Annotated in this window: 14 protein-coding genes; 9 read left to right on the top strand and 5 right to left on the bottom strand. The window is 65.1% G+C overall.

Annotation, left to right across the window (positions count from 1 at the left end; translation table 11 throughout):
• Window positions 1–23: 23 nt before the first annotated feature.
• From scfB to QMC81_07040, 9 genes are all read left to right on the top strand, one after another.
• The gene (gene scfB, locus QMC81_07000; GenBank protein MDI6907213.1) at window positions 24–1,367 is read left to right on the top strand and encodes a thioether cross-link-forming SCIFF peptide maturase; all 1,344 of its coding nucleotides are present in this window, start codon (window positions 24–26) and stop codon (window positions 1,365–1,367) included.
• Window positions 1,368–1,490: 123 nt separating this feature from the next.
• The gene (locus QMC81_07005) at window positions 1,491–2,831 is read left to right on the top strand and encodes a M23 family metallopeptidase (GenBank protein ID MDI6907214.1); all 1,341 of its coding nucleotides are present in this window, start codon (window positions 1,491–1,493) and stop codon (window positions 2,829–2,831) included.
• A 141-nt stretch (window positions 2,832–2,972) separates the two neighbouring features.
• A complete protein-coding gene (locus QMC81_07010; protein MDI6907215.1) occupies window positions 2,973–3,596 on the top strand; it encodes a tetratricopeptide repeat protein in 624 nt (207 codons plus the stop codon).
• A gap of 249 nt (window positions 3,597–3,845) precedes the next feature.
• Window positions 3,846–4,658, top strand: coding sequence for a hypothetical protein (locus QMC81_07015; GenBank protein ID MDI6907216.1), 813 nt, complete (start codon window positions 3,846–3,848; stop codon window positions 4,656–4,658).
• An 85-nt stretch (window positions 4,659–4,743) separates the two neighbouring features.
• Window positions 4,744–5,997, top strand: a complete 1,254-nt coding sequence (gene murA, locus QMC81_07020; GenBank protein ID MDI6907217.1) for a UDP-N-acetylglucosamine 1-carboxyvinyltransferase — start codon at window positions 4,744–4,746, stop codon at window positions 5,995–5,997.
• Entirely contained in the window at window positions 5,994–6,476 is a 483-nt protein-coding gene (locus QMC81_07025) for a 23S rRNA (pseudouridine(1915)-N(3))-methyltransferase RlmH (protein ID MDI6907218.1), read from the top strand. The genes murA and QMC81_07025 overlap by 4 nt, the downstream gene beginning before the upstream one ends.
• A 90-nt stretch (window positions 6,477–6,566) precedes the next feature.
• On the top strand, window positions 6,567–6,773 hold the full coding sequence (locus QMC81_07030; GenBank protein ID MDI6907219.1) for a hypothetical protein: 207 nt from the start codon (window positions 6,567–6,569) through the stop codon (window positions 6,771–6,773).
• A gap of 114 nt (window positions 6,774–6,887) precedes the next feature.
• A complete protein-coding gene (locus QMC81_07035; GenBank protein MDI6907220.1) occupies window positions 6,888–7,133 on the top strand; it encodes a zinc ribbon domain-containing protein in 246 nt (81 codons plus the stop codon).
• A 4-nt stretch (window positions 7,134–7,137) separates the two neighbouring features.
• On the top strand, window positions 7,138–8,256 hold the full coding sequence (locus QMC81_07040; GenBank protein MDI6907221.1) for a hypothetical protein: 1,119 nt from the start codon (window positions 7,138–7,140) through the stop codon (window positions 8,254–8,256).
• Window positions 8,257–8,269: 13 nt separating this feature from the next.
• Here the strand turns inward: QMC81_07040 and QMC81_07045 are convergent, their stop codons facing one another.
• The 5 genes from QMC81_07045 to dsrA form a co-directional block, all read right to left on the bottom strand.
• Complete coding sequence (locus QMC81_07045) at window positions 8,270–8,941, bottom strand: YkgJ family cysteine cluster protein (GenBank protein MDI6907222.1); 672 nt, start codon at window positions 8,939–8,941, stop codon at window positions 8,270–8,272.
• Window positions 8,934–9,587, bottom strand: coding sequence for a tetratricopeptide repeat protein (locus QMC81_07050; GenBank protein ID MDI6907223.1), 654 nt, complete (start codon window positions 9,585–9,587; stop codon window positions 8,934–8,936). The genes QMC81_07045 and QMC81_07050 overlap by 8 nt, the downstream gene beginning before the upstream one ends.
• A 106-nt stretch (window positions 9,588–9,693) precedes the next feature.
• The gene (locus QMC81_07055) at window positions 9,694–9,933 is read right to left on the bottom strand and encodes a dissimilatory sulfite reductase D family protein (protein MDI6907224.1); all 240 of its coding nucleotides are present in this window, start codon (window positions 9,931–9,933) and stop codon (window positions 9,694–9,696) included.
• 34 nt (window positions 9,934–9,967) lie between these two features.
• The gene (gene dsrB, locus QMC81_07060) at window positions 9,968–11,155 is read right to left on the bottom strand and encodes a dissimilatory-type sulfite reductase subunit beta (GenBank protein MDI6907225.1); all 1,188 of its coding nucleotides are present in this window, start codon (window positions 11,153–11,155) and stop codon (window positions 9,968–9,970) included.
• A 70-nt stretch (window positions 11,156–11,225) separates the two neighbouring features.
• A complete protein-coding gene (dsrA, locus tag QMC81_07065; GenBank protein MDI6907226.1) occupies window positions 11,226–12,650 on the bottom strand; it encodes a dissimilatory-type sulfite reductase subunit alpha in 1,425 nt (474 codons plus the stop codon).
• Window positions 12,651–12,906: the final 256 nt, after the last annotated feature.

The raw sequence follows: 12,906 nt of genomic DNA on the forward strand, positions 1-12,906 counted from the left end.
TGTCTTTCGGGGAGGAGAGAGCCTTGATTCACTGCTTCTCCATCAAGGGCCGCCACCTGGTCTTTGACGCTAACAGCCAGGCGCTGCACCGGGTGGACGATCTCACCCTAGCGCTCCTCGAGGGGCAAAGCCCGGCGGAGCTGGCCGGCCTGTACCCGCGGGAGGAGATCGACGAGGCCCTGGATGAGATCGCCGCCCTCACCCGGCAAGGGCTGCTCAATGCGCCCGACCCCTACGGCGCCTACACCCCGCCGGAGCCCTGCGTCAAGGCCCTTTGCCTGAACGTCGCTCATGCCTGCAACCTGGCCTGCGGCTACTGCTTCGCCGGCCAGGGGTCCTACGGCGGCGGGGCGGGGCTGATGAAGGCGGAAACGGCGCGCAGGGCCGTTGACTTTCTCCTGGCCGGCTGCGGCCGGCGGCGCCGCCTGGAGGTCGATTTCTTCGGTGGCGAGCCGCTCCTGAATCCCGACGTGATCCGCGGGACGGTGGCCTATGCCCGGGAGCGGGGGGCCGCCGCGGGAAAGGTTTTCTCTTTCACCGTAACGACCAACGCCGTTTTGCTGGACGAGGACTTCACCGACTTCTGCCTGGCCAACGCGATCAACGTCGTCCTCAGCCTTGACGGCCGCCCGGAGGTCCACGACCGCCTGCGCCGCACGCGGGGCGGGGATGGCTCCTACGACCTTGTCTTCCCCAGGATCAGGCGGTTCCTGGAGCGCTGGGCGGCCTGGGACGGGCCCAAGGGCTACGCCTATGTGAGAGGTACCTACACCCGGAACAACCTGGACTTCGCGGCCGATTTCGAGCACCTCGCCGCCTCCGGCATCCGCCACGTATCGCTGGAGCCGGTGGTCTCCGACCCGGCGGAGGCCTATGCCGTCAGGGAAGGCGACGTGGAACGAATACGGGAGGAGTACCGGCGCCTGGCCGAGGTTTACCTGGACCTGGCCCGGCGCGGGGACGGCGTGCGCTTTTTCCATTTCGAGCTGGACCTTGAAGGCGGGCCCTGTCTGCCGAAGCGCCTCACCGGCTGCGGCGCGGGCACGGACTACCTGGCGGTGGCCGCCGACGGGGGTCTGTACCCTTGCCACCAGTTTGTGGGGCAGGAGGGCTTTCTGGTCGGCGACGTCACGGGAGGCATCAGGCGGTGGGACATGGTGGAGCTGTTCCGGCAGGCGCATGTCTACCGGAAGAAGGCCTGCCGGTCCTGCTGGGCGAAGTTTCTCTGCAGCGGGGGCTGTCACGCGGCGGCGTATTTCGCCAACCGGAATCTTCTGGAGCCGTCTGCTGTGGCCTGTGAGCTGATGCGCGCCCGTTTGGAGTGCGCGCTCTATATTAAGGCCCGGGAGTTTGATTGTGCGCGCTAGAAGGAGTTATTGGACGTAGAATGGCATAATCCAGCCTGAAACGGCATAAATTGGTTAGACAGGACGGCCCTTTTTGTGATAAGATTGGCACGCAGTATGCTTACGGGAGGGGGATGATCGCTTTTGTTACTCCTGTACACCGGCCGCAGGCCTAAGCGCCGGGGTTCCCATCCTCTCGGGCTGGGCCTCTTGTTGACCGGTGCACTGGTGCTGGCCGGGTTCCTCTGGCAGGCGGCGACGGCCGTCTGGGCGGTGGAGGTCGGCGGGCACCAGGTCGCCGTGGCCCGGGACCACCGGGATGTGGACCGGGCGGTGGCTTCCCTGGAGCGGACGTACGGCCCGGATGCGGCCCTGGAAGGGGTCCGGGTGGTACAGGTTCCCGCGGCGCGGAACCAGGAGTTTACGGGCGCCGCGGAGATCGAGAACAGGCTGGCGGATGCCCTCGGGCTGCAGAAAAGGGCGGTGGGGGTAGCCATCGACGGGAAGGTGAGGTTCTGCTTTACCGACCGCTCGACCGCCCTGGCGTTCCTTGATCAGTTAAAGAAGGGTTATCCGGCCGATCCGGGGGCCGAGGTGGGGTTCTTACAGGACGTGCGGTTGGTTGAGGTCCGCGTGCCCGGGAGCGAGCTCCATTCGGTCGAGGATGCGCTCGCGGCCGCCGCCCGGGCCCGCAGGCAGAACAAGGAGTACATCGTCAAGGAAGGCGACACCCTCTGGGACATCGCCATTAAAAACGGCCTTTCGGTGGATGAACTGCTGGCCGCCAACCCCGGGCTGAGCGAGGACACCGTACTGGCGCTCGGCCAAAGTCTGAATGTGGGCAAGGTTCAGCCGCTATTGACCGTGGTGGCCACTGCCCGCCTCAAGGAGACCGTCCCCATACCCTACCCGGTGACGGTGAAGAAGGACTCCTCCCTGGCCCTGGGCAAACGGCAGGTCATCAAGCCCGGGCGCCAGGGGCAGAAGGAGTTTATCGTTGAGGTCACCCGTTATAACGGTCGCCTGGTTTCCCGCAGGATGATCGACTCCCGGGTGGTGCAGCAGCCCGTGGTCCAGGTGGAGGCCCGCGGCACCAAGCTCATGCTCGCCTCCCGCGGCGGGGGGCACCTGATCTGGCCGGCGCGCGGCGGCATCACCTCCACTTACGGGCGGCGCGGCGACGGGATGCACACCGGGATCGACATCGGGGCCGACGCCGGCGCCCCGGTGGTCGCCGCCGAGGCCGGGCAGGTGATCTCGGCCGGCTGGGCCGGCGGTTACGGGCGATGCGTGGAGATCGCCCACGGGGGCGGGGTCGTTACCCGCTACGCGCACCTGTCCAGGATCAGCGTCTCGGTCGGGGAAGAGGTCGAGCGCGGGGAGCGGATCGGCAGCGTGGGCAGCACGGGCAACGCCACCGGACCGCACCTGCACTTCGAGATACTGGTGAACGGCAGCCCGCGCAATCCATTAAATTACCTGTAGTCAGGCATACACAAGGGGAGGTCCTAAATGGCCTTCCCTTTACTTTTGCGGGCACCCGGGGCTGTGCTATAATGTATTCCGTGGCCCCGCCGTCGCGACGGGCGGAAAATAACCGGACGGGGGCCGGGTGAGAAAATGGTTATGCCCAGTAAGAAAACGCAGAAAGCGGTGTTCTGGGTTTTGACGATCCTTATCGGCGTGGGGCTGGTAGCCTCTTCGGTGGTCTGGACCCTCCCGGACCAGGCGTCGGCTCCGCCCACCCCGCCGCCTGAAGCGGAGAACGCCCCGCAGGAGGCCGCGAACCCGGCGGACTTCTCAGCGCTGGAAGCCAAGGTTGAAGCCAACCCCCGGGACATCCCGGCAAGGCTCCAGCTGGCCCAGGCCTACCGGAACGCCGGGGAGTTTGACAAGGCCATCGCCGCGTACGGGGAGATCCTCAAGCTCGACGGGGATAACCAGAATGCCCGCCTGAGCCTGGCCGAAGTGTATGCTTACCAGGAACGGTACGACGAGGCCCTGAGCGAACTGGACCGGCTGCTGGCCGCCAACCCGCGCCACCAGGGTGCATTGGGGATGGCGGTGGAGGTCGCGGCGCTGGGGAAACAGGACTATCAGGGGGCGATCGCCCGCCTGGAGAATTACGTTAAGGTGGTCGGTGACGGCCCGGAGGCCGAGGCGGCCAGGCAGATGATCGACTTCTACCGCCAGATGGCCGAGCAGGCAGAAAAAGACCAGGAATCAAAGCAGCAGGCGACAAAGGAGTAATCGCAAATCCGGCGCAAGCCGGATTTATTATTTAGTCGTCAGTCGTCGCGCATCGGGCATCGGGCATCGGGATAGAAGGGATTCGCGAAGCGGATCCCATCGAGTCTGACGCCCGACGACTTGCCCCTTGCCCCGACCTCTTTTTGCCACTGTTCGGCAAGCAGTGGCCGGCCTTATAATGGAAGGCGGGAGGGAGGGGTAAGAGTGGTACATGGCCGTGTACCGGTCATTAAGGCGGTAGCTCTTTGCTTGCTGGCTGGTTGGCTGGCTCTGGCAACCTTTGCCGCGCCTGCCAGTCTGTATATCAATTCCCTGGTCCGGGAATGGAATAAACGGTACGTTTTCTGGCAGACCCGCGGCGCCGAAGCCGTCGAAGGAGAGCACTTCACCGTCCTGCACCGCGGCGCTCCCGACGACGCGCGCCTGGTCCTGGCCGCCGCGGAAGAGTTCTACCCCCGCGTGGCCCGCGACCTGGGCCTTGAGGTCCCGGACCGCACGCCGGTCCTTCTGTACCGGGATATGGAGGCCCTGAACCGCAGCTTCGGCTGGTCCGGAAACATCGGGACCATGGGGGTCTACTGGGCCGGGAGCATCCGCGTCCTGGCACCCGAAACCTGGATCGCCGGTGCCGAAGCGGCGGAGCGGGAGGCCGTCTTTACGCACTCGGGGCCGATGGCCCATGAAATCACCCACCTTTTCGTGGATCACCTGACGCGGGGCAACTGCCCCCGCTGGTTCAACGAAGGGGTGGCCCAGTACGAGGAGTACCGCCTGACCGGTTTTCGCTTCGCGGAGGCGGACGCCTTTGACCCCGCCCGCGCCTTTTCCCTTGAGGACCTCGGCCGGTTCGACGCCTTGGAGGACCAGGACCGGGCTTACCACCAGGCCTTCAGCATGGTCTCTTTCCTGGTGGAACGGAACGGGTGGGAGGCGGTGCGCGGGGTCCTCGCCGACCTGGGAAGGGGCCGCGGCTTTGATGCCGCGCTTAAGGATCATACCGGCTGCGACCAGGCGGCCCTGATGGGCGCATGGTGTGAATGGCTGGCCACGGGGCAGGAATAAGGCGGCCGGCGGGCGAATACCTAAGCAGGAGACGGCCGGGGTCTCCCCGAACGGTCCAAATCCTTGCCGGGAGGACATACAAGACTTGACCAGGATTGTAATCGAGGGGGGGCGCCCCCTCAGGGGTCGAGTACGGGTCAGCGGGGCCAAGAACGCCACCCTGGCCATCCTCTGTGCGGCCATCCTGGCCGACAGAGAGGTCGTCCTTGAGAACGTTCCGGACATCAGTGACGTCAGGATTTTGCTTGAAATCATCGGTGCCCTGGGCATGGAAAGCCAGTGGCTCGGGGAGGACATCGTCCGCATCCGCCCCGGCGAACCCAGGTTCCTGGAAGCGCCCTACAAGCTGGTGAAGAAGCTGCGGGCGTCCAACCTTCTGCTGGGACCGCTGCTGGCCCGTTACGGGCAGGCGCGGGTGGCTCTCCCCGGGGGGTGCAACATCGGCAGCCGGCCGATGGACCTGCACTTCAAAGGCCTGGCCGGGCTGGGTGCCGACCTGAGCCTTGAGAGCGGTTACATCATCGGCCGGGCCGGCCCGTTGCGCGGCGCCCGGGTCTACCTTGACTTCCCCAGTGTCGGGGCGACCGAGAACATTATGATGGCCGCCGTCCTCGCCGAGGGACAGACCGTTATCGAAAACGTTGCCCGGGAGCCCGAAGTCGTCGACCTGGCGAACTTCCTGAACAGCCTGGGGGCGCGTATCCGTGGCGCGGGCACGGACGTCATCAAGATCGAGGGCGTCAAGGCCCTGGGCGAACGGGTGCGCTACGCCGTCATCCCGGACCGTATCGAGGCCGGGACCTACATGGTGGCGGCCGCCGCGACCCACGGCGACGTGGTCCTGGAAAACGTCATCCCGACGCACTTTGAACCCTTAAGCGCCAAGCTGCGGGAGGCGGGGGTCGTCGTGGAGGCGGACGAGGACCGCGTGCGGGTGGCGAGCCCCGGCCCGCTCTGTCCGGTGAACATCAAGACCATGCCCTACCCCGGTTTCGCCACCGATATGCAGTCGCAGATGATGAGCATGCTCTCGGCGGTGCCCGGAACGAGCGTCATCGTGGAAAACATCTTCGAAAACCGCTTTCAGGTGGCCCAGGAACTCCGCCGCATGGGCGCCCGGATCAAGGTCGAGGGCCGCGTGGCGGTCGTCGAGGGCGTCCCGCACCTGCAGGGGGCGCCGCTCAAGGCCACCGACCTGCGGGCCGCTGCGGCGCTGGTTATCGCCGGACTGATGGCCGAGGGCCGGACCGAGATCTGCAACGTGCACTTCCTGGACCGCGGCTATCGCCACCTGGAGGCGCGGCTGGCGGCCCTGGGAGCGGTCATCAGGCGCGAATGATCCGTTTTACGATCGTTGCCGTGGGACGCTTGAAAGAGCCTTACCTGGTCGAGGCGGCGGAGGAATACCTTCGCCGCCTGGTGCCTTACGCCCGCGTCCAGGTCCACGAGGTCCCGGAGGAGCCGTTCCCGCCGCGCCCCTCGCCCGCCCAGAGCCGGGCCGTCCGGGAGCAGGAGGCGGCGCGCCTGGCCCGGCATATTCCCGGGGGTGGCTGCCTGATCGCCCTGGCGCCCAGGGGCAGAATACCGTCCAGCGAGGAACTGGCCGCCCTGGTCGAGGAACGCGCCCTGGCCGGCCAGGGGCACCTTATCTTCCTGGTGGGCGGCCCCCTGGGGCTCGCCCCGGCCCTGCTTGAACGGGCCGCCATGGTCCTCTCCTTTTCCCGCCTGACCTTTCCCCACCAGCTCTTCCGCGTCATCCTTCTCGAACAGCTCTACCGCGTGTGCAAGATCGTGAGGCATGAGCCGTACCATTGGTAGGTCCTGCGGGTGCCGGGGTATTAACTGTTGCGGCCTGCCGGGAGACGTGTTAGGATAGGGCATGGCAAAGAGTGGAAGGCGGTGGGGTCGTTGGAGCGTCTTTACAGAGGAACGAAGCCCCCGGAATCCGACGGGGAAGTGGTTGAAATCCAGGAGCGGATCGTCCTCCTGGAGGTGAGACGCGCGAAGCGGGGCGGGCGCATCCTGAGCCGTCGTATCGTGCGCTTTCTCACGCCCGAGGAGGAGGACGACCTGTTGCGCCGAATCGCCGGGCGTCTCAGGGCGGAGGATGTCTAGGGGCCTCCGCCGGCGGGTTGCCGGGGGTGCCGCGGGGGAGTATAATTTAATGTTGGATGCAGGAAATCACGAAACCGCCGTTCAGTGCGGCTGCTCCGAGAGGTGAAGGGGAAAATGCCTATTTTTGAGTTTCGCTGTGCAGGGTGCGGGGCCCTTTTTGAGAAGCTCTTCCGGGATACCGAGGAGAAAGTGGAGATAAAGTGTCCCAAGTGCGGGGCGGAGACGGCGGAACGGGTGATCAGCAAGACCAACTACGTGCTGGGGGCCGGCAAGGAAGGCAAGAAGCCGAAACTGACCACCAAGTCCTGCGGCCCCGGCAGCTCCTGCCACACTCTGGAACTGCCCGGGCTGGGTGATTAGGGACGTGAAACACCTGCCGGTGGTCAAGGATGTCTCCGAGGAGGCGGCATGCCCGTTCTGCGGTCTGCCCGTTGACCGGCCGATCGAGGTGGACGACGGAGTGCCGCGGGACATGCCCGCGGGGCGTTGTGCCGGCTGCGGCGCCGTCTACGCCTGTGACGTTACGGGGCATAACCTGGGGGCGGCCTTTGTCGAGGCCCTGACCCTGGGCTGCGACATGGACTGGGACCTGGCATGGGACCTCCAGCCGGACGAGGATTACATCCAAAGGATTGTTGAGGGCTATGACCTGGCGACGCACCGGATCTTTCCGGAAAAGGTCCTGGAAGGCCGTACGGTGCGAGGGGCGCTCTGCTTCGTCAGGCTCCAGCGGGATATTCAGGAAATAAAGGGCGAAGGTGTACGCAAGAGGCTGGCGGGAGGAGGCAGGGCCGCGTCCCCCGAGAGGACGGCCCTCGACCTTGAGCCGGACGCCGGGGAGCCGGCGAAAAGGCTGAGCAAAGGAGAAGTCGAGAGGTTAATCAGGGAGTACCGGTTGGGGCCGATCGTGGCCTCCGCCCGGAGCGACAAGAAGACCGGCCGGTACCTGCAGAGGCTCCTCTATGGCGACGACGAACTGCTCCGCCTGCGGGCCGCGGAGGCCCTGGGCAGGGTGGTGAAGGCTGTCGCGCCCGTTGACCCGACGACGGCGGTGGCCATTCTCCAGGGGCTGTTCACGCCGTTTGAGACCTCAAGCGCTTCCTACTGGGGGAGTATCGATGCCATCGGGGAGATTATCGCTGCCGCGCCGGACCTTTTCGTGCGTTACATGCCGCGGATACTCCCGTTCCTGGAGGATGATGCTTTGAGGCCGGCGGTGCTGAGGGCGCTGTGCAGGATCGCGGAGACCAGGCCCGACTTCATGCGGCGGCTGGCCCGGCGCGTCGCGCCGTTCCTGGAAGACCCTGACCCGGAGACCAGAGGCAACGCCGTCCGGTTTTTCGCGTGCCTGGGTACGGACGGCGTGGATGAGCGCTTAAGGGACCTGCTGCACGACGATGAAACCGTGCTTGCCTATGAAGACGGTGAATTACGGCCGAAGAGGATCGGCGACCTGGCGGCCTCCGCCCTAGCCGGGGAGTGAGGGCCGGGGCGCCTCACTCTTCCGTGCCCCGGGGATCCGGGGCGTTTTCATTTATGGGCGGTTCGCCCCTCAGCAGGCTTTGGGGCGGCGTCTTCAGGGCGGTGGACACGGGAAGGAGCAGGGACGCCCGGTCCAGGTCCTGCTGCCCGGCCTTTTCCAGCAAGGCGCGCGACAGTTCGTGGAGTTCCCTGTACACCCGGTCCAGGTTGAAGGCCGGGTACGGCCGGCCGGGAGCAAAGGCGGCCTTCCAGCAGGCGCGGCCGGCGCCCTGGACGGTCACCGGGATGCCGTAGACGCGGCAGGTGATCGGCCGGAAGGGGTAACCGGCGCATTCTCCCCGGTCGTTAAGGAAGGGGCACCTGACGCGCTCCCTGGCCATGGCGTAGGCCTGCATGTCCGGATCATCCGGGTAGGCGGCCTTCAGTCTCTCCTGGATCCGGCGCAGTTGCTCCTCGGCCTCCCCGGCGCGGGCCAGGACCTCCCGCTTCCGGTCCGGGCCGAGCTGTTCAAACTTCTCCCGCAGATAGGCGGCCTCGATCAGGAAGAGCCCGAAGAGGGCGTGGCAGCAGTCGATGCAGCCCCGCTCGCACTTGACCTCCTCCGGGTATTCCCCCCGCATTTGCTCAAAGGCCTGCTCAGCCGCCAGCGCCAGCTGCTCGTAGCGGGTGATCAGGTCGTTAAACATCGGCGGCCTCGCCTCGCTCTCCGCGGTAGGGTTCCAGTTCCTTCAGGAAGTCGGGGTGGACCGGGAAGCCGTTAACCAGGGCCTGGTCCACGTGCTTCGCCGCCTTGGCGTGCTCGCCCTGCACGTGATAGGCGTAGGCCAGGTTGTTATGGCCCAGGCCGAAGTCGGGGGCCATGTCCACCAGTTTCTCGCCGGTCTCCACCGCCCGCTGGACGTCTCCCTTCTGCAGGTAGGCGCTGATCAGGTTGGCCCAAGCCTGGGCGATGCGCGGGTTCAGCGCGATGGCCTTTTCGAGGGCGACGATGGCCTCCTCGGTGCGGACCGCCTGCAGGTAGGCGAAGCCGAGGTTGGCGTACCCCCGGGCGTAGCGCGGCTCGATCTCGACGGCCTTCTTGTTGGCTTCTATGACTCCCTCGAGATCCCCCTTCGTGTAATAAATATAGCCCAGGTTCACCCAGGCCTCGAACATTCGGGCGCCGTCCTCGATGGACTGCCGGAAGTACTCGGCGGCCTCGTCGAGCCGGCCCTGCTGCATGGCGGCCACGCCGAGGTTGTAGAGGGCGGTGGCGCACTCGGGGTTGCTCCGCAGGTATTGCTTCTGTTCCTCGATGAAGCGCTCGGCGTCTTGAGGTGTCGGCATGCGCATGCTCGCTCCTTCCCCTCAGGTTTAAAAGGGAAAGAGGCCGCCCGCCGGACGGGCGGGCGGCCTCCGCTGAGCAAGGCGCCTTCGGCGGTCGCCCTGCTATGTTTCCTTATTCGTCCTTGGTCGTCGTCTCGCTCTGGCGGCTGGCCAGGCAGTACATGGTGGTGCTGCCGGTCATGAAGTAGGCGACCGTCCCCTCGTTCACCAACTCGTTGCAGGCCTTCTTAACGTCCCTCAGGCCGGCGCCGGGAACCTTATCCTTCACGGCCTTTTCCAGGTCCTTGAAGTAGTGCTTGGACTTCTTCGCGTTGGTGAGGTACTCCACGATAATCTTCTTGATCTCGTCCACGCATCAAACCTCCCCTTCTAATGGGTGTGGACTCCTAGTCTACGCCACCTGCCGCCTTGGAAACCGCCCATGCGGCGTCCGTGTATTTGAACAGGGTGCTCGTCCGGTACGTATCGTATGCCAGGCGGTGGTCGTCCAGAAGGTGGTCGGTAAAGGGCAGGCCGGTCAGCTCGAAGAACTTCTCCCAGCCGATCCGCTCGGCCCAGTCACCAAGCCGCTCGTACTTGTTAGCATGCGTCGCGTAGACCTCGACGATACGCTTGACGGTCTCACACACCTCGGGGAACCGCGGGAAGTTGTTCGGCAGGAAGGGCACGACGACCTTCGAGAACTTCGGCGCCGAGATGCGGTTGGAGAGCTTGCCGCCCGCCAGCACGACCACGCCGTCGCCCTCCTTGTCGGACAGCGGCAGGGCCGCACACATGGTGTAGCAGTTGCCGCAGAACATGCAGCGCTCGTCCTTGATCTTGACCGTCTTCTTTCCGTCCGGAGTCGCGCCGGGGGAGATGGCGGCCTTCGGGCAGGAGGCGATGACCGTTGGAATCTCGCACATCTTGGCCAGCCACTCGTGGTCGATGATCGGCGGCTTGCGGTGGTAGCCCAGCAGTGCGATGTCCGAGCAGTGCACGGCGCCGCACATGTTCAGGCAGCAGGCCATGGAAACGCGGAGTTTCGCCGGCAGGGTCATGCTGCCGAAGTAGTTGTATAGTTCATCCATGACCGCCTTGACCATCGAAGAGGCGTCGGTGGCCGGCGTGTGGCAGTGGATGTAGCCCTGGGTATGGACGATGTTGGTGATGCCGGCGCCCGTCCCGCCGACCGGGAACTTGTTGGCGCCCGAGAAGAACTTGCGGCTCTCAAGCTCCTTCTTAAGGGCCTCGACCTTCTCCGGGCTGTCGACGAGGAATTCGATGTTGTTGCGGGTGGTGAAGCGGACATAGCCGTCGCAGTGCCTGTCGGCGATATCGCAGATTTCGCGGACGAAGGCCGCGCTCATAATGCGCATCCCGCCGGCGCGCACCGTGTAGACCTTCTCGCCCGTCTCGGAGACGTGCACCAGCACGCCGGGCTCCAGGACCTCATGATAGAGCCACTTGCCGTAGTTCCTCTGGATGATGGGCGGGAAGAAGTCCCAGTAGTAGCGCGGCCCGATATCGGTTATGCGGTTCTCCTGCGGATTATCAGGGTTGTATACCCCGAACTTCGTGGTAGAGAGGCCCATACTAACACCCTCCCGTAAGATAGTCTCACCGTTTCGTTACGCGGCCGCCGGGCGGCCGGCGTAAGAATCACTACCGCGCGTGCCGCTTCCGGTAGTCGCTGATGTCGCGCGCAAAGCCGCCCGGCACGTCCTCGGCTTTCCAGAAGATGTACGGGTTCTCCCGCGGCTTCCAAACGTGCTGCGGCGCGGGCGGCAGCCCGACGGCTTCCAGGAACTTCGGCAGGCCGACGCGCTGGATCAATTCACCGATGCGCTCGCGGTTCTTGCCCTCTTCCATCCAGAACTCCTGCGCCTTGTCGATGACTTCCTTGATGTTGTCGTAGGGCGGCTCGGCCTTCATGAAAGGCACGATCATGGTCGCCATCTGGGCGCCCTCAAGAATGGGGGCCTTGGCGCCGCAGAGGATGGTGACGCCCGTATCGACACCCGGCCGCAGGGCACGCGGCATGGTGTTGATGCAGTGCATGCAGCGGACGCAGTCGGCGTCGTCGATGGTCAGCACGCCGTCCTCGTACTTCATGCAGCCGCTCGGGCAGCGGTCGACGACTTCCTTCCGGATGTCGAACTTGCCCCACTCGCGGCCGCGGTGCGCGCCGGCGTTCGGGACGATGTCGCCCTGAACGTAGCCCCGGACGGCGTCCTGGTCGATGCGGATGTTGTCCCGCCACGTGCCGATGAAGGAGAGGTCGGAACGGGCGATGGACGCCACGCAGCCGTTGGGGCACCCGTCGAACTTGAACTTGAACTTGTACGGGAACATCGGGCGGTGCAGTTCGTCCTGGTAGTGCATCGTCATGTCGTAGCACATTTCCTGGGTGTCGTACAGGGCGAACTCGCAGCGGGCCTTACCGACACAGCAGGACGGCGTGCGCAGGTTGGAGCCCGAGCCGCCGATGTCCTGGCTGAGGTGGTGGGCGCATTCCTGGAAGATCGGCTCCAGCTGCTCGGTGAAGGTGCCGAGCAGGACGATGTCGCCGGTGGAACCGTGCAGGTTGAAGATACCGCTGCCGCGGAACTCCCAGAGGTCGGCCAGCGCCCGGAGGAAGTCGGTCTTGTAAAACTTGCTGGCCGGCTGGTTCAGGCGGACCGTATGGAAGTGAGCCACGCCGGGGAACTTGTCCGGCACGTCGGAGTAACGTCCGATGACGCCGCCGCCGTACCCCTGTACGCCGACGATCCCGCCGTGCTTCCAGTGGGTCTCGCCGTGCTCGAAGGAGAGTTCGACCTGGCCGAGCAGGTCCTCCACGACGTCCCGGGAGATCATCATGCGGTCATCGGCGAGCTTTCTCCGGCGCAGGGCCTCGACCTTGAGGTCGGCCACGAAGCTGGGCCACGGGCCGGACTCGAGCTGCTCCAGCATGGGGATGTCATACTTGACCTTAAAACTCTTAAGCTCCTCGTCAGAGGGGTTCTGCAGCTCCTCGTCGGTGTAGATGCGGAGTTCCTGGTAATTAAGTTCCTTTTGGGGGACTTTCGGTTTGAATTCGAAAGACATAGCGACCATCAAACCTCCTTCTACCTGCTCAACTGCAGAGCTTGAATGCCCGGCATCTCAGCGTGATGCCCGGCAACCGGCTTTGATACCCGGCGCTCAGCGCCGACGACTGTGTTTTCCGCACACCTCCTCCTCAGCGAACTGGCTGACTGACCAAAAACAATGCCCACCCCGCCGTATCCTGGTAAAGGATACCACAAACCGCCCCTCCCACGCCCCGCCCGCTGCAATGCGCGAATACGGGCCCGGCGTGCAA

The sequence above is a fragment of the Thermoanaerobacterales bacterium genome, assembly GCA_030019475.1.
In the GTDB taxonomy this organism is placed as follows: domain Bacteria; phylum Bacillota; class Desulfotomaculia; order Desulfotomaculales; family JASEER01; genus JASEER01.

Coding starts and splice junctions, on each gene's coding strand:
- QMC81_07010 (MDI6907215.1), top strand. CDS start 2,973: ATGCCCAGTAAGAAAACGCAGAAAGCGGTGTTCTGGGTTTTGACGATC.
- QMC81_07025 (MDI6907218.1), top strand. CDS start 5,994: ATGATCCGTTTTACGATCGTTGCCGTGGGACGCTTGAAAGAGCCTTAC.
- QMC81_07035 (MDI6907220.1), top strand. CDS start 6,888: ATGCCTATTTTTGAGTTTCGCTGTGCAGGGTGCGGGGCCCTTTTTGAG.
- QMC81_07045 (MDI6907222.1), bottom strand. CDS start 8,941: ATGTTTAACGACCTGATCACCCGCTACGAGCAGCTGGCGCTGGCGGCT.
- QMC81_07050 (MDI6907223.1), bottom strand. CDS start 9,587: ATGCGCATGCCGACACCTCAAGACGCCGAGCGCTTCATCGAGGAACAG.
- dsrB (MDI6907225.1), bottom strand. CDS start 11,155: ATGGGCCTCTCTACCACGAAGTTCGGGGTATACAACCCTGATAATCCG.
- dsrA (MDI6907226.1), bottom strand. CDS start 12,650: ATGTCTTTCGAATTCAAACCGAAAGTCCCCCAAAAGGAACTTAATTAC.